This window comes from Rhodovulum sp. ES.010, assembly GCF_900142935.1.
Taxonomy (GTDB): domain Bacteria; phylum Pseudomonadota; class Alphaproteobacteria; order Rhodobacterales; family Rhodobacteraceae; genus Rhodovulum.
The window spans coordinates 1,739,557-1,762,334 of sequence record NZ_FSRS01000001.1; the positions used below are offsets into that span (position 1 = coordinate 1,739,557).

The following is a 22,778-nucleotide window of genomic DNA, read 5'->3' on the forward strand; positions in this document are numbered from 1 at the left end:
CACAACGCGGAGACGCTGACCTGCCACGGGATTTTTCCTCCACCTGCGATTAGAGTCCGACCCAAGGAGGGGACGGACAATGAAGCGAACGAGATACAGCGAAGAGCAGATTATCGGCATCCTGGCCGAGCATGAGGCCGGGGCGAAGTGTGCCGATCTGTGCCGCAAGCACGGCATGTCGGAGGGGACGTTCTACAACTGGAAAGCCAAATACGGCGGCATGACGGTGTCAGAGGCCAAACGGCTGAAGGCGCTCGAGGACGAGAACGCCAAGTTGAAGAAGCTGCTGGCGGAGCAGATGCTGGATCTGGCCGCGATGCGCGAGCTGGTTTCAAAAAAGTGGTGACGCCCGTCGTGAAGCGCGAGGCGGTCGCGCATCTGAAGGCCCGGTTCGGGCTGTCGGAACGACGGGCGTGCCAGATTGCCGGCGCGGATCGGAAGACGATCCGCTACCGGTCGCAACGCGCACCCGACACGGAACTGCGCGGCCGATTGCGGGAGCTTGCCAACGAGCGTCGGCGGTTCGGCTACCGGCGGCTCTTCGTCCTGCTCCGGCGGGAGGGCGAGCCCTCGGGGATCAACCGTATCTACCGGCTTTACCGCGAGGAAGGGCTGACCGTCCGCAAGCGGCGCGCGCGGCGCAAGGCCATCGGCACCCGCGCCCCGATCCTGGTCGAGGCGCGCGCAAATGCCCGTTGGTCACTGGATTTCGTCCATGACCAGTTCGCGTGCGGGCGGCGGTTCCGGGTGCTGAACATCGTCGATGACGTCACGCGCGAATGCCTCGCCGCGATCCCGGACACGTCGATCTCCGGCCGGCGCGTCGCGCGGGAGCTGACGGCGCTGATCGAACGTCGCGGCAAGCCGGGAATGATCGTGTCGGACAACGGGACGGAACTGACCTCGAACGCGATCCTGAAGTGGTGCGCCGAGAACCGGATCGAATGGCACTACATCGCGCCGGGCAAGCCGATGCAGAATGGCTTTGTCGAGAGCTTCAACGGCCGGATGCGGGACGAGTTCTTGAACGAGACGCTGTTTCGTAACCTCGCCCATGCCCGCGACCTGATCGCCGCCTGGGTCGCCGACTACAACACCGAGCGCCCCCATTCGGCCTTGGGCTATCAGACCCCGGCTGACTACGCGCAGACCCTGACCACCGCAATCGCCCGACCCGCTGCGCGAGATGAGAGCTCCGCGCGTCGGGCGATTGCTCAACCCGCGCCATTTGGCGTAAACACCAACCGGGCTCCGGTCGCGGCTGGATGAAAGATCAGTGGCAGGTCAACGCCCCCATGACCGACACGACCGATTCCCCGAGCGACGACCAACCCGAAGCCGGCGGCCGGCAGAAGACCGTGAACGGCAACACCCGCGAGGTCTGGACCCGCGGCCTCTGGATGCTGGTTCTGCTGCTGCTGTTCTCGATCGCCCAGGCGCTGCTGTGGGCGACCGCGATCCTTCAGTTCGGCTGGCTGCTGTTCACGGGCAGGAAGAACCCGCACATCACCGATTTCGGCACCAAGCTCGGCAACTGGATGGCGATCACGGCCCGCTACCAGGCCGTGGCCGGCGAGGAAAAGCCGTTCCCCTGGTCGGAATGGAAATGACCATGGCGGCAGGGACCCTGGCGGCAGGGGGCTCCGCCCCCTGACCCCCGGGATATTTCGGGCCAGAAGAAGGCCGGGACGCGGGCAGCGCGCCCCGGCCGCCGTCAGTCTTCCATCGCTTCGAGCTCGTCGATCATCCCCGAGATCATCGACAGCCCCTTGTCCCAGAACGCCGGGTCGGAGGCATCCAGTCCGAAGGGCGCAAGCAGTTCCTTGTGATGCTTGGAGCCCCCGGCCTTGAGCATGTCGAAATACTTGTCCTGGAAGTCTGCGCCGCTTTCCTCGTAGACCGCGTAGAGCGCGTTCACCAGCCCGTCGCCGAACGCGTAGGCGTAGACATAGAAGGGCGAGTGGACGAAATGCGGGATATAGGCCCAGAAGGTCTCGTAGCCCGGCATGAACTCGAAGACCGGGCCGAGGGATTCGCCCTGCACGCTCATCCAGATCCCGTTGATGTCCTCGGGTGTCAGTTCGCCGCCGCGCCGCGCCGCGTGCAGCTTGCACTCGAAATCGTAGAACGCGATCTGGCGGACCACAGTGTTGATCATGTCCTCGACCTTGCCGGCCAGCAGCGTCTTCTTCTGCGCCGGGGTGTCGGCCGCGGCCAAGAGCTTGCGGAAGGTCAGCATCTCGCCGAAGACGGAGGCGGTTTCGGCCAGCGTCAGCGGGGTCGAGGACAAGAGCTCGCCCTGGTCGGCGGCCAGAACCTGGTGCACGCCGTGGCCCAGTTCATGGGCGAGCGTCATCACGTCCCGCGGTTTTCCGAGGTAGTTCAGCATGACATAGGGGTGCACATCCGTCACCGTGGGATGCGCGAAGGCGCCCGGCGCCTTGCCCGGTTTCACGCCCGCATCGATCCAGCCCTTCTGGAAAAACGGCTCGGCCAACTCGGCCATCTTCGGCGAGAAGTCGGAATAGGCCTCCATCACGGTCGCTTTCGCCGTCTCCCAGTCCACCGTCTTGGGCTCCTCGGTGGGCAGCGGCGCGTTCCGGTCCCAGACCTGCAGCTTGTCGAGCCCCATCCAGCGCGCCTTCAGCGCGTAATAGCGGTGCGAGAGCTTGGGATAGGCCGCCACCACCGCATCGCGCAGCGCCGCGACCACCTCGGGCTCGACGTCGTTGGCCAGGTGCCGGCCGGTCTGCGGCGTCGGCATCTTGCGCCAGCGGTCCTCGACCTCCTTTTCCTTCGCCAGCGTGTTGTGGACGCGCGCGAAGAGCTTGAGGTTCGCCCCGAAGGTCTCGGCCAGCGCGCGCGCCGCCGCCTCGCGTTTCGCCCGGTCGGGATCGGTCAGCAGGTTCAGCGTGCCCTCGATCCCGAGCATCTCGCCGTCGACGTGGAATTCCAGCGCCGCGATGGTCTCGTCGAACAGCTTGTTCCAGGCCGAGGCGCCGACCACCGACTGGTCGTGCAGGAACTTCTCCAGCTCATCCGACAGTTGGTAGGGCCGCATCGCGCGCAACCGGTCGAAGACAGGCTTGTAGCGGGCGAGATCGGCATTCGCCTCGAACAGCGCCTCCAGCCGGCCGTTCTCGATCCGGTTCAGCTCCAGCGTGAAGAAGACCAGCGGCGTGGTATGCGTGGTGATCCGGTCCTGGCAGTCCGACAGGAACTTGGCGCGGCCCGCATCCACCGTGTTCTGGTAATAGCGCAGCCCGGCAAAGGACATGATCCGCCCCGAGACGCGGTTGATCGCCTCGTAGCGATGCACGCAGCCCAGCATCCCCCCGGCATCCAGATCGCCCAGCTTGCCCTCGTAATCGGCGGCAAACGCGGCGCATTCGCGCTCCAGCCAGTCCATGTCGCGCGCGATCTCGGGCGCGTCGGGGGCGGCGTAAAGGTCGGTCAGGTCCCATTCCGGCAGGTTGCCGAGGCCCTCTCCGGCGGTGGCATTGGCATCGAAGACGGGGGCGGGGGGAGCGATCGTCATGGGAACCTCTCTGATGTCGCGACGCTTCAACACATAGGGCCGGGGGGCGGGGGCGGGCAAGGGCAGCGATCCGCGCCCCGCGCCTTCTTCTGGCCGGAAGCATCCCGGGGGAGTCGCCCGGAACGGGCGACGGGGGCAGAGCCCCCGCACGGCCCCACCAGTCTTCACGCTCGACAGCGTGGGCGGGCCGGTATAGGCCGGAAGGCAACCGAGCTCAGACGCGGAGCCAGCGATGAAACTCTTGATGGTGGGCCCGGCGGGGCAGGAGAAACCGGCCCTGATGGATGCCGAGGGGCGGTTGCGCGATCTTTCGTTCAAGGCCGGCGCCTTCGCCGGCGAGGGCGTCTCGCTCGAGGCGCTCGACGCGATCCGCGCACTCGACCCGGAGGCGCTGCCCGTGCTGACCGAGACGCCCCGGATCGGCTCCTGCCTCGCCTCGGTGCCGAATTTCCACTGCATCGGGCTGAACTACGCGCGTCACGCCGCCGAGACGGGGGCCAAGCCACCGGCCGAGCCGATCCTGTTCTCCAAGGCGACCTCGGCGCTCTCGGGCCCCTACGACCCGGTCCCGATCCCCCCCGGCTCGGAAAAGGCCGACTGGGAGGTGGAGCTCGGCGTGGTCATCGGCCGCGCCGCCTGGCAGGTGACCGAAGCCGAGGCGCTGGCCCATGTCGCGGGCTATTGCGTGGTCAACGACGTCTCCGAGCGCAGCTTCCAGATCGAACGCGGCGGGCAGTGGATCAAGGGCAAGTCGGCGCCCGGCTTCGGCCCGGTGGGCCCCTGGCTGGTCACCGCCGACGAGGTGCCCGACCCGCAGGCGCTGGCGCTCTCGCTCGACCTGAACGGCGCGCGCGTGCAGGACAGTTCGACCGACGACATGATCTTTTCCGTGGCCGAGCTGATCAGCTACATGAGCCGGTTCTTCCGCCTCGTGCCGGGCGACCTGATCGCCACGGGCACGCCCGCGGGCGTCGGCATGGGCATGCGGCCGCAACGGTTCCTGCGGCCCGGCGACGTGATGGACCTGCGCGTCGAGGGGCTCGGGGCGCAGCGCCAGGAGGTGGTCGCGGGCTGAGCCCGCGGCCCGCGCGGGGCTGCGCGCCCCCCGCCTCCGGCCGCGGGCGGGGCGCCCGGCTGCGCCGGGCGCGCCTCCGGCGGGAGTATTTGGGCCAAGAAGAAAGCGGGCGGCGCGGCTAGGGGCTGCGGGCCGGCGCGAGGTCTTCGGCGGCGGTGCGGCGCACCGGGCCGGCGATCCCGTCCCAGGCACCGGGGACGAGCGCCACGCCCAGGACGCGCTCCGGGTTGGTCGGCGGGGGCATCTCGACGCCCTCCAGCCTTTCGAAGCCGAAGCGCCGGTAATAGGGCGCGTCGCCGACGAGGATCACGCGCGCCGCCCCCCGGCCCCGCGCCCGGTCCAGCGCGTCCTGGATCAGGATCGCGCCCAGCCCCTCGCCCTGGCGCGTCGGATGCACCGCGATGGGCCCGAGCAGCAGCGCCGCGGCCGCGCCCACCCGCACCGGCCAGAACCGGATCGCCGCGGCCAGCGTGCCGTCCGCGTCGCGCGCGGTGAGGCACAGTTCGGGCACGGGGGCCACGCCCTCGCGCAGGCGGTAGGACGACAGCGCCGTGCGCCCCGGCGCGAAGCACAGGTCGTAGAGCGCCTCCACCTCCCACCAGTCCTCTGCGGTTTCCTCAGCGAGGGTGATCACGCACCCGGCCCCCCGGTTGTCCTTGGATCGCCCCTAGCACGCGGCTATGACGGGGGCAAACGCGCGCGAGGTTTCCCATGTTCTACCGCCCCGAGGACGGCCACGGCCTGCCCCACAACCCGTTCAACGCCATCGTCACGCCCCGGCCGATCGGCTGGATCGCCACGCGCGGCGCGGACGGGGCGGACAACCTCGCGCCCTATTCCTTCTTCAACGCGGTGGCCTATGTGCCGCCGCAGGTGATGTTCGCCTCGACCTCGGCCAAGCCCGACCGCGAGGGCACCAAGGACAGCGTCGCCAACATCCGCGAGACCGGCGTCTTCTGCGTCAACATCGTGCCCTTCGCGCTGAAGGACGCGATGAACGCCACCTCGGGCGCCTTCCCGCGCGAGGTGGACGAGTTCGCCCGGGCCGGCCTGGAAAAGGCGCCATGCCGGACCATCGACTGCCCCCGTGTCGCCGCCGCCCCCGCGAACCTCGAATGCCGGCTCACGCAGATCGTGCGCCTGTCCGGCGACGCCAATTTCGCCGTGTTCGGCGAGGTCACCGGCATTCACCTGCGCGACGACTGTCTGGCCGGCGGGCGGTTCGACGTCACGCTCTACCAGCCGCTCGCGCGCCTGGGCTACCGCGACTACGCGGTGGTGCGCGAGGTGTTCGAGCTCAAGCGCCCCGGCGAGTAGGCCCTGCGGCTTCGCTGCGGGTTCAATTCTGCGCGGGCGCCCTTAAAAGGGGCGGGATTCGCGAAACCAACGAGAGGGGCGGACCAGATGGAACGGATGATCGCGGTGATCGGCGGCTCGGGCGTCTACGAGATCGACGGGCTGGAGGACGCGGCGTGGCAGGCGGTGGAGAGCCCCTGGGGCACGCCGTCCGACGAGATCCTGACCGGCACGCTGGAGGGCGTGAAGATGGCCTTCCTGCCGCGCCACGGCCGCGGCCATGTCCACGGCCCCACCACCGTGCCCTACCGCGCCAATATCGACGCGCTCAAGCGGCTGGGGGCGACCGACGTCGTCTCGGTCTCGGCCTGCGGGTCGTTCCGCGAGGATTTCGCGCCCGGCGATTTCGTGGTGGTGGACCAGTTCATCGACCGCACCTTCGCCCGCGAGAAGAGCTTTTTCGGCCAGGGCTGCGTCGCCCATGTCAGCATGGCGCATCCCACCTGCGGCCGGCTTGGCGCCGCCTGCCTGCAGGCCACCCGCGACGAGGGCATCACCGTGCATGACGGCGGCACCTATCTCGCGATGGAGGGGCCGCAATTCTCGACGCTCGCCGAGTCCCGGCTCTACCGCGAGAACTGGGGCTGCGACGTGATCGGGATGACCAACATGCCCGAGGCCAAGCTCGCCCGCGAGGCCGAGCTTTGCTACGCCTCCATCGCCATGGTCACCGACTACGATTGCTGGCATCCCGACCACGACGCGGTCGAGGTTTCCGACATCGTCAAGACGCTGACGGGCAATGCGGAAAAAGCCCGCGCCATGGTCACCCGCCTGCCCGGCCTTCTGGGCGCGCACAAGCCCTGCGAGAAGGGCTGCGACCGGGCGCTGGACTACGCGATGATCACCGCGCCGGAAAAGCGCGACCCGGATGTGATCGCCAAGCTCGACGCGGTGGCGGGACGCGTGCTGAACGGCTGACGCCGCCCGGGCCGAGGCGCCGGGACGCGGGCCGCATGTTCCGGCATACGGCCCGCCGCACGCCAGCGCCGCGTGGGCGGGACCTCAACGAAGGGGTATCGTCTGGGATGTCCGCAGGGCGGACGAAGCTGCCGTTGCCCGCATTTAACCCAGAGTCTGCTTTCAGTTTGAACCGTTCAACAAACGGTTCTTTTGGGAGATACGCAAGCGGCAGCTTTGAGCCCGAAGTCACCGACGCAATGTCGCGATGGGGTTCGCCTCCTTGAACTGAAAGTGACCTAAGGGATGGCTCATGTTTGGTTCTAAGACATCGCCTTAAATGTTGAGATGAATTGAACTATTCTGTCAGATCTACCAGCGGCCCATGGATAGGATCGCCGTTTGAGTCAAACCGACTAACGTTTCGATAATGGTTGTAGAAGGTTTCAGGGGACAACCCGAACGCAACTTCAAACGCCTCAGTCCAACCGACACCGTGCCCTAGGCTGTCATAGAACTGCCCAATGGCTGGGTAGCCATACAAATCGACCAAATCAATAGCACCAACTGTTCCAGCACGATAGACATCTAGCGCTCGCGAGGCGAGAGCATCTCTTTTCTCAAGCGCTGTGAGGTCGGGAAAAGTATTTTCCAACCGGCGATAGTTAACGATACGATAATCCCAATCAGGTGTCCGCAACGCAAACTGATTTCCGTAGGCTTGCGCGCTTCCCTCGCTCAACCACACAGGACCTTCATGCAATAGCTGCTCTTCTAGCCCTCGTTCCGTGAGTACAGCCCCCGCTAATTGGAATTGCATCAGGTGAACCATTTCATGAGCTATTAGAGAGTCCATCCACGCTTGATCAATCTCGGCCACGAGGCCAGCATCGTTTGCTACACACAGATACATAATGCCCGGCAGGGTCCTACCAGAGACACCTCTGTGCGATGTACAAGCATCCGCGATACCAGAGGACTCGTCCACAATTGGTAACTGCCCATGCTCAGAAAGCAAGCGTTTCAAGTCTGTCTCATTGTCGGCAACTACGATGACGTCGCGTCCAGCAAGATCAACCCTAAATGTCCGCTTTATGCCAATATGGGCTCGCATTGTAGAGGCGAGTACGCGCCCTCTAAAGCTCGAACCTATTGCGTCAGAAAAAACGATTTCCGGCTTGTCGTTTCCCAGTGATGGCCAGAACTGTTGTAGCTCAGTTTGGATCAGTCCGATGCGACGGCAGACGCTATTACCAAGACTCACATCAAATGTGCGTTCAAAGACCAACCCGCTCTCGAGTTGGAATTCTGCTAGAGCTCTGCGCGTATTTGGACCCACTTCCCCATCGCTAACACCGGGATCATAGCCAGCCTCAGTAAGCTGATTTTGCACGCAACGAACTCCCTCCTTTATTTGTGCGGCGGAAGCATTCGGGAAGATGAAAAGAAGAACAAAAAAACAGAATACCCGCATAGATCAATTTCCTTGGTGGTTCATCCGATTATTGTAGTTGGAGAGATTGCAATTTTCAGTATTGTTTTCAAGTCTGACCTCCCTTTCTGGCACAAACTTTGTGGGGCGTCTCCCCGATGCACCAGAAATCTATCAAATAGCTTAGTCCAGAGCAGACATTCGTGCAACGCGCAGCATCCGAAACTTAGGGCTCGAAGCGGCCCAACGGCCGGGGCGTGATCGCCCGCCGAGGGCGGATCGTCAGCGCCCGATACCGGCCCGCCTATTTGCCGTCGCCGTGCTCTTTCATGAACGTGCGGATGAAGGCGCGGATCTCGCGGGCGGCCGAGGTGTCGAGCTCCTTGCACAGCTCCACGAACGCGTCGCGCTCGGCCTTGTCGAGCCGCAGGACAAGCTGGCTGTCCTTCTTGCCACTCTTCTTGCCCATGGCGGCGCCACCCTCCGCAACCTTGACTTTTTGCCTAGGCGTTGTATATACACCCCATCCATATCGCAACCGGGGACGTTGGTGCAATAACGATAACGAAAGGATAACGACCATGACCCTTCAATCCGCGCAGGCCATCCTCATGCGGGACCGCATGGACTGGCGCAAGCCGCATCTGAACTGGATTTCGGACAGGTATTACCGCTACTTCCGCACGTCGCGCGGCTGACGGGCCGGGCCGTCTCGCGGCAATCGGAAGCATTGAACCCGGCCGCACAATCGGCCAAACGGGGAGCCAAAAGGAAAACGAGGGCGCCCCGCGATGCCGAAGACCACCTCCGTCAAGGATTACATCCGCACGATCGTCGACTTCCCGCACGAGGGGATCATGTTCCGCGACGTGACGACCCTGTTCGCCGATCCGCGGGGCTTCCGCATGGCGATCGACCAGCTGCTGCACCCCTATGCGGGCGAGCGGATCGACAAGGTCGTGGGGCTCGAGGCGCGCGGCTTCATCCTGGGCGGCGCGATCGCGCACCAGTTGTCCAGGGGCTTCGTGCCGGTGCGCAAGAAGGGCAAGCTGCCGGCCGCCACCATCGCCGAGGACTACCAGCTCGAATACGGCGAGGCGGTGGTCGAGATCCACGATGACGCGCTTTCGCCGGGCGAGAAGGTGCTGGTCGTCGACGACCTGCTGGCCACCGGCGGCACCGCCGCGGCGGGCATCAAGCTGTGCGAACGGCTGGGCGCCGAGATCGTCGGCTGCGCCTTCATCGTCGATTTGCCCGACCTCGGCGGCCGCAAGCGGCTGGAGGCGATGGGCATCGACGTGCACGCGCTCTGCGACTATTCGGGCCACTGACCGGCGCTCACCGCGCCCGCAGCACCGCGCCCGGGTTCATGACGCCCAAGGGGTCGAGCGCGTCCTTGATCGCGCGCATCGCGGCCAGCTTGGCCGGGTCGCCATAGCGTTCCAGGTCCTCGACCTTCAGCCGCCCCACCCCGTGCTCGGCGCTGACCGAGCCGCCCAGCGCGTGCACCAGGTCGTGCACGCAGGCCTTGATCGCCCCGCGCTTGTCCTCGTGGTCGGCACGGCTTTCGCCCGGCACCGGGAACACGTTGTAATGCAGGTTGCCGTCGCCGACATGGCCGAAGCAGTTGACGCGGAACGCCCCGATCTTCGCCAGCGCCGGCCCGCCCTGCGCGATGAACTCCGGGATCGCGGACAGCGGCACCGAGATGTCGTGCGACGAGATCGCGCCGATCTTGCGGTTCGCCAGCGGCAGGCTTTCGCGCACCGCCCAGAACTCCGCCCGCTGCGCCTCGGACTGCGCGATCAGCCCGTCGCTGACCAGCCCCGCCTCCGCCGCCTCGGCGAACAGCGCCTCCAGCGCCGCGTCCGGGTCCTGCCCCGCCCCCAGGCCCAGGTCGATCAGCACCGCCCAGTCCGGCGGCACGGGCCAGGGCAGGCGCACCTCCGGCATGGTCTCGGCCAGGAAGTCGAAGCCCTGCCGCGCCATCAACTCGAAGGCCGACACGCCCTCGCCGATCCGCGCCTGTGCCAGCGCCAGCAGCTTCAGCGCCGCCTCCGGCCCCTCCACCACCATCAGCGCCGCCCCGGTCCGCGCGGGACGCGGCGCCAGCTTCAGCGCGGCGGCGGTGATGATCCCCAGCGTCCCCTCCGCCCCGATCAGCAGGTGGCGCAGGTCGTATCCGGTATTGTCCTTCCTCAGCCGCTTCAGCCCGTTGAGGATCGACCCGTCGGGCAGCACCGCCTCCACCCCGAGGCACAGCTCGCGCGCATTGCCGTAGCGCAGCACGTTGACCCCGCCCGCATTGGTCGCCAACAGCCCCCCGATCCGCGCCGAGCCTTCCGAGGCCAGCGACAGCGGGAACAGCCGCCCGGCCGCCTCGGCGGCCTCCTGCACCTCGGTCAGGATCGCGCCGGCCTCGGCCACCAGCACGTTCTCGTCCGCGTAGACGGCGCGGATCGCCCGCATCCGCTCCAGCGACACGATCACCGGCGCCGGCCCCTCGGGCATCACCTGCCCCCCGACGAGGCCGGTCCCCCCGCCATAGGGCACGATCCCCACCCGCGCCTCGGCACAGGCGCGCACGATCGCGGCCACCTCCCCGGCCGAGCCGGGCGCCAGCAGCAGCCCGCCCTGCCCCGCATAGCGGCCGCGCGGCTCTTCCAGGTAGGCGGGCGCGAGGTCGCGCACCGCCTGTTCGGGCAGCCGCGCCCGCAGCGCGGCGGCGACATCTTCGGTGACGGGGTTCAGCATGGGCGGTCCTTTCGGCCCCGGTGAACCACGCCCCCCGTCCGCGTGCAAGTCACTCGGGGTCGTGCAGATGCGCGGGCTCCAGCACGATCACCGTGGGCCGCTCGGGCAGGGTCTTCAGCGACACCTCCAGGTGGCTTTCGCCGGGGCGCCGCACCTCGAACTCCTCGCCGATCCCGGTCAGGAACCGGTCCAGCGAGTAGTCCCCGAACCAGTGCATCGGGATGACGATGGAGCTTTTCAGCCGCTCCAGCACGCCGATCATCGTCGGCAGGTCCAGCGTCAGCCCGCCATCCACCGGCGCCATCACCACGTCGAGCCGGCCGAGCGAGGCGTACTGGTTGTCGTCGGGCGCGTGATGCAGGTGGCCCAGATGCCCGATGCACAGCCCCGCCACCTCGAAGACGAAGATCGAGTTGCCGTTCTCGCGCACCACGTTGCGGTCGTAGCCGCGCACATCGGTGGGCACGTTGCGCACCAGCATCTCGCCGAGGTCGAGGTAATGGTCGGCCGCCTTGCCCTCGCTGTCGGCCCAGCCCTGCAGCACATACGGGATCGACGGGTCGGGGAAGGCGGTGAAATGGGTGTGATGCGCGTTGTTCATGGTCACCACGTCGGGGATCAGCCCGGTGGTCCCGAGAAACCCGGTGAAGTCGGTCGCCGCGGTCAGCCCGCCCGCGGTCTCGATCACGAAGGTCGCGTGGTCGACATAGTTCAGCCGCACGCTGTAGGCGTCCGGCAGCGGCGTGCCGAAGCTGGCGCGGTGGACGTAGCTCAGCGCCGGGTCGGCGTCGGCAATGGCGATGCAATGGCTGGGGCGGCGCTCCTGCGCCAGCGCGGGCAGCGCGACGAGGATGCAGAGAAGCGTCAGGCACGAACGGATCATGGGCGGGCACCTCCTCGCCCAAAGGATAGCGCATCCTGGCGCGCGGTCACGGCCCGCGGAATGCCAAGGGAAGGTGAACGCGCCGGCCGGCGGGATCCGACAAAAGTCCGATGAAAGTCCGATGGAATTCCGATGCAATTCCGATGCCGGACTCCGGGCCGCAACGGGTGTTGCGCGCTACCCCGTGCCGGTCGCCGTCCGCCCGCGCCGGTCGCTGCGCAGGTTGGCGTAGAGGACATGGTTGCGCCAGCGCCCGTTGATCTGGAGATAGGCCTGCGCCACGCCCTCGTACTTGAAGCCGCTCTTTTCCAGCACCCCCCGCGAGGCCGCGTTCTCGGGCAGGCAGGCCGCCTCGATCCGGCTGAGATCGCGCAGGGTGAAGGCGTGGTGCACCACCGCCTCGATCGCCTCGCGCATGTAGCCCTGGCGGGCAAAAGGCTCGCCAATCCAATAGCCTAGCGTGCCCGATTGCGACGGCCCCCGGCGGATGTTGTCAAGCGTGATCGCCCCCAGCAGCACGTCGTCGGCGCGGCGGATCAGGAACAGCGGCAGCGCCGAGCCCGAGCCCAGCGCGCGCTGCGCCCAGTAGACCCGGTTGGTGAACGCCTTGCGGGTCAGGTGATCCTGGGCCCAGGCGGGCTCCCAGGGGGTCAGGAAGGCCGCGCTGCCCGCGCGCAGCGCGGTCCAGTCGCGAAAGTCGGAATGGGCGGGCGGGCGCAAGGTCATCCGCTCGGTCTCGATGCGGACCCGGCGCCTCAGGCTCAGCATCAGGCCGCGAGCCTGCCCTGCAGCGCCTCCAGCGCCGGCGCCCGCTCCACCGGCCCGTAGAGCGCGAGCGCCGCGCGCCCCGTCGCCGCCAGCCGGGCGGCGAAGTCGCGCACGTCGCCCGTCGTCACCGCGTCGATATGGGCCACCGTCTCGTCCACGCCGGGCACGCGGTCCCAGATCGACACCAGCCGGGCCAGCCGCTCGGCGCGGTTCGACAGGCTTTCCAGCCCCATCAGCAGCCCGGCCTTCATCTGCACCCGCGCCCGCGCCACCTCGGCCGGCGTGAGGTCCTGGGCGGCGCGCGCCATCTCGGCCATGGTCAGGTCGGCCATCTCGCCGATCTGGTCCGCCCCGGTGCCGGCATAAAGCGTGATCGTCCCGGTATCGGCATAGGCGCCGGCCTGGGCGAACACGGTATAGCAAAGCCCGCGCTTCTCGCGCAGTTCCTGGAACAGCCGCGAGGACATCCCGCCCCCAAGCGCCGTGGAAAACACCTGCGCGGTGTAGATCGCGGGGTCGCGGTAGCCCGGGCATTCGAAGGCCAGCGCCATATGCGCCTGTTCCAGCGGCTTGACCTCGCGCCGCTCGCCCCCGGTGAACCGGGCGGGTTCGTGGCCGTCGCGCCCGGCGGCCTGCATGCCGCCGAACAACCCCTCGGCCAGCCGCACGATCTCGTCGTGGTTGACGGCCCCGGTCGCCGACAGGATCATCCGGTCCGGCGTGTAATGCCGCCCGATGAACGCCAGAAGGTCGGCGCGCGAAAACCGCCGCACCCGCTCGGCCGGGCCCAGCAGCGTGCGCCCGATCGCCTGGCCCGGATAGGAGACCTCCTGCAGCCAGTCGAAGATCACGTCGTCGGGCGTGTCCAGCACCTGCCCGATCTCCTGCAGGATCACGCCCCGCTCGACCTCGATCTCGTCGGTCTCGAACCGCGGATTCAGGAGGATATCGGCCAGCACGTCGAGCGCCAGGGGCACGTCGGCCTCCAGCACGCGGGCGTAATAGGCCGTCATCTCGCGCCCCGTATAGGCGTTGATATAGCCGCCCACATCCTCGATCGCCTCGGCGATCTGCAGGGTCGTGCGCTTCCCGGTGCCCTTGAAGGCCATGTGTTCCAGGAAATGGGCGATGCCGTTCTCGTCGGCGCGCTCGTCGCGGCCGCCGGCCATGACCCAGATGCCGATGGCGGCGGACTGCACATCGGGCATGCGCTCGGTGACGATACGGAAGCCGTTCGGCAAGCGGTGCAGGTCTACGCTCAAAGCCCGCGCCTTTCCTCGATGAGTGCCTCGATCGCGCCCAGGTCGTTGTCCACGACCGTCACGCGTTCGTTTCGCTCATACAGGTCCGCCATGCGCTTTGGAAGAGGGGGGCGCGCCCCGGTCGCAGCCTCGACCGCGTCGGGGAATTTCGCCGGATGCGCCGTGGCCAGCGTGATCATCGGCGTGGCGGCGCCGGGCTGATCCTCGGCCACCTTCACGCCGACGGCCGTGTGCGGGCACAGGACTTCGCCCGTGGCGCGATGGGTCGCGCGGATCGTCTCGCGCGTTTCCTCCTCGGACGCGCGGCCCGAGGCAAAGACCTCGCGCAGCGCCTCCAGCGCGCCCTGGCTGATGGTGAACCCGCCCTCGGATTTCAGCGCCTGAATCTGCTGCGCCACCGCGGCGCCGTCGCGGCCGTAGGCCTCGAACAGCGCACGCTCGAAATTCGACGAAACCTGGATGTCCATCGAGGGGCTGATCGACGGGGTGACGCCGTGGGTCTCGTAGGCGCCGCCGGTCAGCGCCCGGTGCAGGATGTCGTTCTGGTTGGTCGCGATCACCAGCCGCTCGATGGGCAGGCCCATGCGCTTCGCGATGTAACCCGCGAAGATGTCGCCGAAATTGCCCGTCGGCACGGTGAAGCGCACGGCGCGGTGCGGTGCGCCGAGGCTCACCGCGGCGGTGAAGTAATAGACGACCTGCGCCAGCACCCGCGCCCAGTTGATCGAGTTGACGCCCGCGAGCCCCACCCGGTCGCGGAAGTCGAAATCGTTGAACATGTCCTTCACGGCGGCCTGGCAATCGTCGAAATCGCCCTTGAGCGCCAGCGCGTGCACGTTGTCTTCCGCGGGCGTCGTCATCTGCCGGCGCTGTACCTCCGAGACCCGCCCCTCGGGAAACAGGATGAACACGTCGACATTGTCGAGCCCCCGGAACGCCTCGATCGCCGCCGAGCCGGTGTCGCCCGACGTTGCCCCCACGATCGTTACCCGCTCGCCCGAGCGTTCCAGCGCACGCTGGAACAGCTGGCCGATCAGCTGCATCGCGAAATCCTTGAAGGCCAGCGTCGGCCCGTGGAACAACTCGAGCAGGAAGTGGTTCGGCCCGAGCTGGACCAGCGGCGCGCGGGCGGCATGGCCGAACCCCTCATAGGCGCGCGCGATCACCGCCTCGAACTCGGTATCGGAGAAGGCGTCGCCGACGAAGGGGCGCATCACCCGGAAGGCGGCGTCCTCGTAAGACAGCCCCGCCAGCCCCGCGATCTCGGCCGGTTCCATCACCGGCACGGTCTCGGGCACGTAGAGCCCGCCGTCGCGCGCGAGCCCGGTCAGCATCGCCTCTTCGAATGTCAGGATCGGGGCCTTGCCCCGCGTGGACACATAGCGCATCTGCCTGCCTTCTCTCAGCCTGCCGCCTGATACGCCAGAGGCGCGGCCCTGTCACCCGGAGAGAAGGCATTCGGTGGGGGGGGAAGTGTCCGGGCCGCGGGAGCGCGCGGCACCGGACGAAAACAGGGATCGCTCGGCAGTCGAACCCGAACGGGCGCCTGGGCGCCACTCCCCGGTTCCCTTGACTGGCGTTGTCCGCCATTCTGCGCGGCCCCTTGGAAAACCTCGGAAAGCCGTTGTATCGCGGACCAAAGGAAACATATTGAGAGGAGCAGCACAAGCGAAAGCTGCGACATTCCGCCGCCTTTCTGCGCCTGCCCATCCCCGAGGGAGACATCCATGAGCCAGCCGTCCTTCCGCCCCTTCGAGACGCTGATCGACCGCGAGCGCGCGCTCGGCATCCTGCGGCAGGCGACCGACGGGGCCGATGACGGCGAGCTGTTCCTCGAACGGTGCCGGTCGGAGGTCCTGAGCTTCGACGACGGGCGCGTGCGCACCGCGAGCTACGACGCCTCCGAAGGGTTCGGCCTGCGCGCCGTCCGGGGCGAGGCCGCCGGCTACGCCCATTCCACCGAGATCTCCGAATCGGCCCTGAAGCGCGCGGCCGAAACCGCGCGTCTGGCGGTGGCCGATGGCGGCGGCACGCTGGCCGACGGCCCGCCCGCCACCAACCAGCGCCTCTACACCGACGCGGACCCGATGGCCGACGCGGAGTTCGGGGTGAAGCTCAACACGCTGCGCGAGATCGACGCCTTCGCCCGCGGGCTTGACCCGCGCGTGATGCAGGTCACGGCGAGCCTTGCCGCCTCGCTGCAGGAGGTGTTCATCCTGCGCCCCGACGGTACGCTGCTGTCGGATATCCGCCCGATGAGCCGCCTGAACGTGGCGGTGATCGTCGAACAGGACGGTCGCCGCGAATCGGGCAGCCATGGCGGCGGCGGGCGGCGCGGGCTGGCCGTGCTGATCGACCGGGCGGACTGGGAGGCCTCGACGCGCGAGGCGCTGCGGATCGCGCTGGTCAACCTGCGCGCCGAGTCCGCCCCGGCCGGTGTCATGGACGTCGTCCTCGGCCCCGGCTGGCCGGGCGTGCTGCTGCACGAGGCGGTGGGCCACGGGCTGGAAGGCGATTTCAACCGCAAGGGCAGCTCCGCCTTCGCCGGGCTGATGGGCCGACAGGTCGCCGCGCCCGGCGTCACCGTGCTGGACGACGGCACCATCCCGGACCGCCGCGGCTCGATCAGCTTCGACGACGAGGGCACGCCCTCTGGCCGGAACGTGCTGATCGAGGACGGCGTTCTCGTCGGCTTCATGCAGGACCGGCAGAACGCCCGCCTGATGGGGGTGGCGCCCACCGGAAACGGGCGGCGCGAGAGTTTCGCGCATCCGCCCATGCCCCGGATGACCAATACCTACATGCTGTCCGGCGACGCGGCGCCCGACTCGCTGGTCTCCGAGTTGAAGGACGGCATCTATGCCGTGGGATTCGGCGGCGGGCAGGTCGACATCACCAACGGCAAGTTCGTCTTCTCCTGCACCGAGGCCTACCGCGTGAAGGACGGCAAGGTCGGCGCGCCCGTCAAGGGCGCGACGCTGATCGGCGACGGGCCGACCGCGCTGCAGAGGATTCGCGGCATCGGCAACGACCTGGCACTCGACCCGGGCATCGGCAATTGCGGCAAGGGCGGCCAGTGGGTGCCCGTCGGCGTGGGCCAGCCGAGCCTGCTGATCGGCGGGCTGACGGTGGGCGGCGCGGCGGCCTGATCCGGCCGCCAGAAAAATTCGCGCTAAAGGCGAAAAAATATACCGTCATTCATCTTCTGTTAACCTTCTTCGCGTTTAAGTTGTTTCCAAGGATGAGCGGAACTGCGGAGACGTGGAGAACATTTCTTCCTACCACCCCCTCGCACCACCCACCCGGGAAGACTCCTGGCAACGTGGTTCCGCTTCATCCGGCCGCGCCCTCGGGCGCGGCCTAACTTTTTGGGACATCGTAGTCTCCGGCGGGCTGGACCGGCGCCCGCCACCGGCTAACTCTCCTCCATGCGCCGCCTCGCCCTGCTCCTGTTTCTTCTGCCGTCGCTGGCCGCGGCCAATGACTGGGCCGCGCTCGACCGGCCCGGCGCGATCGCGATCATGCGGCATGCGCTGGCACCCGGCACCGGCGACCCGGCAGGTTTCCAGCTGGACGACTGCGCGACGCAGCGCAACCTCGACGCGCGCGGCCGCGCGCAGGCGCGCGCCATCGGCGCGGCGTTCCGCGAGCGGGGGATCGCCTTCGACCGCGTGCTGACCAGCCAGTGGTGCCGCTGCCGCGAAACGGCGGAGCTTCTGGGCCTCGGGCCGGTCGTCGAGACGCCCGCACTCAACTCCTTCTTCGGCGATTTCCCGCGGCGCGAGGCGCAGACCCGCGCGGCGCGCGACCTGCTTGCCGCGGCCGAGGGGCGACCGATGCTGGTCTCGCACCAGGTCAATATCTCGGCGCTGACCGGCCGCGGCACCCGCTCGGGCGAGGTGCTGGTGATCCGGCTTGATGGTGAGGCGGTCGAGGTTCTGGGCAGCATCCTCATCGACCCCTGATCACTCCGCGACGAAGGCGACGAGGCGGCCGAGGGCGAGCGCCGGAAGCCAACAGAGTAGCGACATCACGGCGACGGTCCGCCGAAGCGCGCGCGGAGCGGTGACCGTGTCGCGGCGGACACCGAACCAGAGCGCCGACAGGGTGCCGAGCAGGACAAGCAGCATCTTGGCCTGGAAAACCGCTGTCGACGCATACGTCGCCGGCGCCGCGAGAAACAGCAGCCCGCCAAAGACCACCGCCACGGCAAGTCCCGTGGCCGCGACCTGCCTCAGGACACGGACAAGCGGCACGAGGGGCACGCTCGGCCAGAGCCCCAGCAGCCGAAGGTCGAGCGGCAGGACGGCCCCCACCAGAAGCGCGATGCCGAACACATGCAACGCACTGACGGCGGCATAGCCCCAGCGCGAGACCCGCATCCATTCCGCAAGTCCGGTCGTGGCCAGCAGGCTCCAGGCGTCCGCCACCGCGGCCGGTCAGTCACGTCCGGGATAGAGGTCGTAGAGCGTGCCCCCAATCCGGATACGCTCGGCCTTCATCACGCGCCGGGACATTTCGGACGCCGGCTCCCCGACGAAGGTCGCCTCGACACCGGGCGAAAGATCGTCGTCCGCAAGACCGGCCCGCGCGTTGCGCCAGGGCTGGCCCACCTCGACGGTCCAGGTCTCGTCCCCGGCCTCGACCCGGAGTTCGCCATGGGGATTGCCGAGCCGGGCCTCGACGATGATGCCGGTCAGTTCGATGTTGTCGCCGCTCGTCCAGCGCCAGCCGTGATGGGCGAGGGCCGGAACCGACAGCGCCAGCGCAAGCGCCGTGCCGATCACCGCGCGTCGGGTATGCCGCATGTGCCAGGCTCCTCTCGTCGTTGCCGACACGCGAGGAGCTAGTGCAGCGACGCGCCGTCGCCACACGGCGCCGCGCCCGACCGCCTGTCCGCCGGTGAGCGCCGGGGTGTTCACCCTCTGTTAACCTTGGCTCGCGCACTCTCCCCCGGCCTTCGACCGGAGCCTGTTGCCGTGGATAGCCTGCCCCTCGATTCGCCGATCGCCGCCCCGCGCGAGGACGCGCTGCTCGCCGCGCTCAGGCTGACCCGGTCGCGCCGGGTGGGCCCGACGACCTATTTCCGCATGATGGCCGAACATGGCAGCGCCGCGGCGGCGCTTGAGGCCCTGCCCCGCGTGGCGCAGGCGGCCGGGGTCGAGGACTACGCGCCCTGCCCCGCGGGCGTGGCGCGCGCCGAACTCGACCGCGGCCGGGCGCTGGGGGCCCTGCCGCTGCTGCACGGGACCGCGGACTACCCCGACGCCCTGCAGGACTTGCCCGACGCCCCGCCGATCCTCTGGGCGCTCGGCCGGCGCGAGTTGCTGTCCCGCCCGATGGTCGCGCTCGTCGGGGCGCGGAACGCGTCGTCGCTGGGGGTGCGCATGGCGCGGCGGCTGGCCGATGGGCTGGCGGAGGCGGGCCATGTCGTCGTCTCCGGCCTGGCACGCGGCATCGACCGCGCGGCCCATCTCGCCGCCCTGAAAGGCGGCACTGTCGCGGTGCTGGCGGGCGGCATAGACGTCGCCTACCCGACCGAGAACGAGGGCCTGTTCGCTGAGATCGGCGAGGCCGGGCTGAGGTTGTCTGAGCATCCCGCCGGGCTTCAGCCCCAGGCGCGCCACTTTCCGCAGCGCAACCGCATCATCTCCGGCCTGTCCCGCGCCGTCGTCGTGGTCGAGGCCGCGTCCCGCTCGGGGAGCCTCATCACCGCGCGCACCGCGCTCGACCAGGGGCGCGAGGTGCTGGCGGTGCCCGGCCACCCGCTCGATGCCCGCGCCTCGGGCTGCAACATGCTGATCCGCGACGGGGCGACGCTGGTGCGCGGCCCCGACGACGTGCTCGAGGCCCTGAACGCGCAGCCGACCCTTTTCGAGCGGCGCCCCGAAACCGCCCCCGCCCGTGTTGCCGAGCGGGCGCGACCGCAGATCACGAACGTGCCCGAGACACCGGCCCATGCCCGACGCGAGACGCCGGCCGACCCGGCCCAGCTCCACCGCGAGATCCTCGACAGGCTCGGCCCCTCTCCCCTGGCCGAGGACCAGTTGATCCGCGACCTGGCCTTGCCCGCAGGCCGGATCGCCCCCGAGCTTCTGACGCTGGAACTCGAAGGCCGGATCGCGCGCGCACCCGGAGGGCTGATCTCGCGCCGGGACTGAACCCCGCCCGCCGGGGCGCATTGACATTCGCTACCGGCCGCCCACATGTTCCGCCGCCAAGCCCGCAAGCGCGAGTCGAAAGGAATTTCATGCCCGTCGTTGTCGTCGAGTCTCCGGCCAAGGCCAAGACAATCAACAAATATCTGGGCGACGACTACACGGTTCTGGCCTCCTACGGACATGTGCGCGACCTGCCGCCCAAGGACGGCTCGGTCGATCCAGAGCACGATTTCGAGATGAAATGGGAGGTCGCGAGCGACAGCAAGAAACACGTCAAGGCGATCGCGGACGCGCTGAAGGACGACAACGCGCTGATCCTCGCCACCGACCCCGACCGCGAGGGCGAGGCGATCTCCTGGCACCTCGAAGAGGCGCTGCGCAGCCGCAAGGCGATCAAGAAGGACACCGACGTCAAGCGGGTGGTGTTCAACGCGATCACCAAGTCCGCCGTGACCGAGGCGATGAAGAACCCCCGCCAGGTGGACGAACCGCTGGTGCACGCCTATCTCGCGCGCCGCGCGCTGGATTACCTCGTGGGCTTCAACCTTTCGCCGGTGTTATGGCGCAAGCTGCCGGGCGCGAAATCGGCGGGCCGCGTGCAGTCGGTCTGCCTGCGGCTGATCGTCGAACGCGAGATGGAGATCGAGGCGTTCCGGCCCCGCGAATACTGGTCGGTGAAGGCGATGCTGGCCACCCCCCGCGGGCAAAGCTACGAGGCGCGCCTTGTCACGCTGGGTGGCAAGAAGCTCGACAAGTACGACCTCGGCACCGCGACCGACGCGGAGATGGCCGTGCAGGCGATCACCTCGCGCGACTTCACCGTCGCCTCGGTCGAGGCCAAGCCGCAAAGCCGCAACCCCGCGCCGCCCTTCATGACCTCGACGCTGCAGCAGGAGGCGAGCCGCAAGTTCGGCTTCGGTGCGCGCCAGACGATGCAGGCGGCGCAACGGCTCTACGAGGCGGGCTACATCACCTACATGCGGACCGACGGCATCGACATGGCGCCCGAGGCGGTGATGGCCGCGCGCGACGCGATCAAGGACCGGTTCGGCGCCGACTACGTGCCGAAAAGCCCACGGATGTACAAGAACAAGGCCAAGAACGCGCAGGAGGCGCATGAATGCGTCCGGCCCACCGAGATGACGCGCGATCCGGGCAAGCTGCGCGTCACCGACGACGCGCAGAAGAAGCTCTACGACCTGATCTGGAAGCGCACGCTGGCCAGCCAGATGGAAGCCGCGCGGCTGGAACGCACCACGGTCGAGGTCGAAAGCGGCGACAAACAGGTCGCGCTCCGCGCCACCGGCCAGGTCGTGCTCTTCGACGGGTTCCTCAAGGTCTACGAAGAGGGGCGCGACGACGACGTCGTGGATAACGACGACAAGCGCCTGCCGCAGATCGCCGAGGGCGAGGCCGCGAAAAAGGAAAGCGTCTCCCCCGAACAGCACTTCACCCAGCCCCCGCCCCGCTACACCGAGGCGACGCTGGTGAAACGCATGGAAGAGCTCGGTATCGGCCGGCCGTCCACCTATGCCTCGATCGTGACCACGATCCAGGACCGCGGCTACGTGACGAAGGACAAGAACCGCCTGATCCCCGAGGACAAGGGGCGGCTGGTGACGGCCTTCCTGTCCAACTATTTCCAGAAATACGTGGGCTACGAGTTCACCGCGAACCTGGAGGACGAACTCGACGACGTCTCGGCCGGCGAACGCGACTATCACGAGGTGCTGGAGCGCTTCTGGCGCGACTTCTCGGCCGCGCTGGCCGAAACCTCGGACCTGCGGATTTCCGAGGTGCTGGACAAGATCGACGAGGTTCTCGCCCCCCACCTCTACCCGCCGCGCGAGGACGGCGCCGACCCGCGGGTCTGCCCCAAATGCGGGCTGGGCCGGCTGAACCTGAAAACCGCGCGTTCGGGCGGCGCCTTCATCGGCTGTTCCAACTACCCCGAATGTCGCTATACGCGCCCGCTGTCGGCCCCCTCGGACGACCCGGCCGCCGAGCTTGACGGCAAGGTGCTGGGCCATGACGAGGGCGAGGAGATCACGCTGAGAAACGGTCGCTTCGGCCCCTATGTGCAGAAGGGCGAGCCGACCGAGGAGCAGCCCAAGCCGCCGCGCGCGAGCCTGCCCAAGGGCTGGGCGCCCGAGGAGATCGACCTCGAAAAGGCGCTGATGCTGCTCTCCCTGCCGCGCGAGATCGGCCCCCATCCCGAGGATGGCGAGCCGGTCGAGGCGGGCATCGGGCGCTATGGGCCGTATGTCCGGCACGGCCGCGTCTATGCCAACCTTCCCGAGGTGGAGGAGGTGTTCACCGTCGGCATGAACCGCGCGGTGGAGGTGCTGGCGCAGAAGAAATCCCGCGGGCGCGGGGCGGGTGCGGCCAAACCGCTGCGCGAACTGGGCGAGCACCCGGAAAAGGGCGGCGCCGTCAACGTGATGGAAGGCCGCTACGGACCCTACGTGAAATGGGAGAAGGTCAACGCCACCCTGCCCAAGGGCGTCGAGCCCGAGGACGTGACCATGGAGACGGCCGTACAGTTGATCGACGAGAAGGCGGCCAAGAAGGCTGGTCCGAAGAAGAAGCCCGCTGCCAAGAAAGCCGCCCCGAAGAAAAAAGCGGCGCAGGCGAAGACGGACTAACCCG

21 protein-coding genes are annotated in these 22,778 nt (G+C 68.1%); 10 read left to right on the top strand and 11 right to left on the bottom strand.

Features of this window, described 5'->3' with window-relative positions:
* Positions 1–79 precede the first annotated feature (79 nt).
* Both BUR28_RS08670 and BUR28_RS18985 read left to right on the top strand, forming a co-directional pair.
* A protein-coding gene (locus BUR28_RS08670; RefSeq protein ID WP_139307446.1) for an IS3 family transposase occupies positions 80–1,269 on the top strand; the annotation gives its coding sequence in 2 pieces (ribosomal slippage) (positions 80–332 and positions 332–1,269; 1,191 coding nt in all).
* Between the two features lie 26 nt (positions 1,270–1,295).
* Positions 1,296–1,610, top strand: coding sequence for a DUF4389 domain-containing protein (locus BUR28_RS18985; RefSeq protein WP_175566921.1), 315 nt, complete (start codon positions 1,296–1,298; stop codon positions 1,608–1,610).
* Positions 1,611–1,714: 104 nt separating this feature from the next.
* Here the strand turns inward: BUR28_RS18985 and BUR28_RS08680 are convergent, their stop codons facing one another.
* Positions 1,715–3,538, bottom strand: coding sequence for a M3 family oligoendopeptidase (locus BUR28_RS08680; RefSeq protein WP_074219759.1), 1,824 nt, complete (start codon positions 3,536–3,538; stop codon positions 1,715–1,717).
* A gap of 232 nt (positions 3,539–3,770) precedes the next feature.
* On the opposite strand from BUR28_RS08680, the gene BUR28_RS08685 reads away from it, so the two are divergent.
* Positions 3,771–4,613, top strand: a complete 843-nt coding sequence (locus tag BUR28_RS08685; protein ID WP_074219760.1) for a fumarylacetoacetate hydrolase family protein — start codon at positions 3,771–3,773, stop codon at positions 4,611–4,613.
* Positions 4,614–4,731: 118 nt separating this feature from the next.
* Here the strand turns inward: BUR28_RS08685 and BUR28_RS08690 are convergent, their stop codons facing one another.
* The gene (locus BUR28_RS08690) at positions 4,732–5,247 is read right to left on the bottom strand and encodes a GNAT family N-acetyltransferase (RefSeq protein WP_074219761.1); all 516 of its coding nucleotides are present in this window, start codon (positions 5,245–5,247) and stop codon (positions 4,732–4,734) included.
* Positions 5,248–5,324: 77 nt separating this feature from the next.
* On the opposite strand from BUR28_RS08690, the gene BUR28_RS08695 reads away from it, so the two are divergent.
* Both BUR28_RS08695 and BUR28_RS08700 read left to right on the top strand, forming a co-directional pair.
* Complete coding sequence (locus tag BUR28_RS08695; protein ID WP_074219762.1) at positions 5,325–5,930, top strand: flavin reductase family protein; 606 nt, start codon at positions 5,325–5,327, stop codon at positions 5,928–5,930.
* 87 nt (positions 5,931–6,017) lie between these two features.
* A complete protein-coding gene (locus BUR28_RS08700) occupies positions 6,018–6,890 on the top strand; it encodes an S-methyl-5'-thioadenosine phosphorylase (RefSeq protein WP_074219763.1) in 873 nt (290 codons plus the stop codon).
* 337 nt (positions 6,891–7,227) lie between these two features.
* On the opposite strand, the gene BUR28_RS08705 is transcribed toward BUR28_RS08700, so the two are convergent.
* Together BUR28_RS08705 and BUR28_RS20015 are read right to left on the bottom strand one after the other, a co-directional pair.
* Positions 7,228–8,343, bottom strand: coding sequence for a peptidoglycan-binding domain-containing protein (locus BUR28_RS08705; protein ID WP_083626542.1), 1,116 nt, complete (start codon positions 8,341–8,343; stop codon positions 7,228–7,230).
* A 262-nt stretch (positions 8,344–8,605) separates the two neighbouring features.
* Positions 8,606–8,770 (bottom strand): hypothetical protein, encoded by a 165-nt coding sequence (locus tag BUR28_RS20015; RefSeq protein WP_175566922.1) that lies wholly within the window; start codon positions 8,768–8,770, stop codon positions 8,606–8,608.
* Positions 8,771–9,092: 322 nt separating this feature from the next.
* Here BUR28_RS20015 and BUR28_RS08710 point away from each other — a divergent pair, with 322 nt between their 5' ends.
* Positions 9,093–9,632 (top strand): adenine phosphoribosyltransferase, encoded by a 540-nt coding sequence (locus tag BUR28_RS08710; RefSeq protein ID WP_074219765.1) that lies wholly within the window; start codon positions 9,093–9,095, stop codon positions 9,630–9,632.
* A gap of 7 nt (positions 9,633–9,639) precedes the next feature.
* Here the strand turns inward: BUR28_RS08710 and BUR28_RS08715 are convergent, their stop codons facing one another.
* The 5 genes from BUR28_RS08715 to thrC all read right to left on the bottom strand — a co-directional run bounded on the left by BUR28_RS08715 (position 9,640) and on the right by thrC (position 15,356).
* Entirely contained in the window at positions 9,640–11,055 is a 1,416-nt protein-coding gene (locus BUR28_RS08715; protein ID WP_074219766.1) for an FAD-binding oxidoreductase, read from the bottom strand.
* 49 nt (positions 11,056–11,104) lie between these two features.
* The gene (locus tag BUR28_RS08720; RefSeq protein ID WP_074219767.1) at positions 11,105–11,938 is read right to left on the bottom strand and encodes an MBL fold metallo-hydrolase; all 834 of its coding nucleotides are present in this window, start codon (positions 11,936–11,938) and stop codon (positions 11,105–11,107) included.
* 177 nt (positions 11,939–12,115) lie between these two features.
* The gene (locus BUR28_RS08725) at positions 12,116–12,706 is read right to left on the bottom strand and encodes a GNAT family N-acetyltransferase (protein WP_074219768.1); all 591 of its coding nucleotides are present in this window, start codon (positions 12,704–12,706) and stop codon (positions 12,116–12,118) included.
* Positions 12,706–13,968, bottom strand: a complete 1,263-nt coding sequence (locus BUR28_RS08730; protein ID WP_074219769.1) for a M16 family metallopeptidase — start codon at positions 13,966–13,968, stop codon at positions 12,706–12,708. The genes BUR28_RS08725 and BUR28_RS08730 overlap by 1 nt, the downstream gene beginning before the upstream one ends.
* Complete coding sequence (gene thrC / locus BUR28_RS08735) at positions 13,965–15,356, bottom strand: threonine synthase (RefSeq protein WP_074219770.1); 1,392 nt, start codon at positions 15,354–15,356, stop codon at positions 13,965–13,967. The genes BUR28_RS08730 and thrC overlap by 4 nt, the downstream gene beginning before the upstream one ends.
* A gap of 339 nt (positions 15,357–15,695) precedes the next feature.
* Between thrC and tldD the strand changes: the two genes are divergently transcribed.
* Together tldD and BUR28_RS08745 are read left to right on the top strand one after the other, a co-directional pair.
* Entirely contained in the window at positions 15,696–17,117 is a 1,422-nt protein-coding gene (gene tldD, locus BUR28_RS08740; protein WP_074219771.1) for a metalloprotease TldD, read from the top strand.
* 279 nt (positions 17,118–17,396) lie between these two features.
* Positions 17,397–17,933 (top strand): histidine phosphatase family protein, encoded by a 537-nt coding sequence (locus BUR28_RS08745; protein WP_074219772.1) that lies wholly within the window; start codon positions 17,397–17,399, stop codon positions 17,931–17,933.
* Here the strand turns inward: BUR28_RS08745 and BUR28_RS08750 are convergent, their stop codons facing one another.
* Positions 17,934–18,398: a hypothetical protein gene (locus BUR28_RS08750; protein ID WP_083626544.1), complete on the bottom strand. Its 465-nt coding sequence runs from the start codon at positions 18,396–18,398 to the stop codon at positions 17,934–17,936.
* A gap of 9 nt (positions 18,399–18,407) precedes the next feature.
* Complete coding sequence (locus BUR28_RS08755) at positions 18,408–18,776, bottom strand: DUF6152 family protein (RefSeq protein WP_074219773.1); 369 nt, start codon at positions 18,774–18,776, stop codon at positions 18,408–18,410.
* Positions 18,777–18,956: 180 nt separating this feature from the next.
* Between BUR28_RS08755 and dprA the strand changes: the two genes are divergently transcribed.
* On the top strand, positions 18,957–20,129 hold the full coding sequence (gene dprA / locus BUR28_RS08760) for a DNA-processing protein DprA (protein WP_371441615.1): 1,173 nt from the start codon (positions 18,957–18,959) through the stop codon (positions 20,127–20,129).
* 89 nt (positions 20,130–20,218) lie between these two features.
* Positions 20,219–22,774, top strand: coding sequence for a type I DNA topoisomerase (gene topA, locus BUR28_RS08765; RefSeq protein ID WP_074219774.1), 2,556 nt, complete (start codon positions 20,219–20,221; stop codon positions 22,772–22,774).
* Positions 22,775–22,778: the final 4 nt, after the last annotated feature.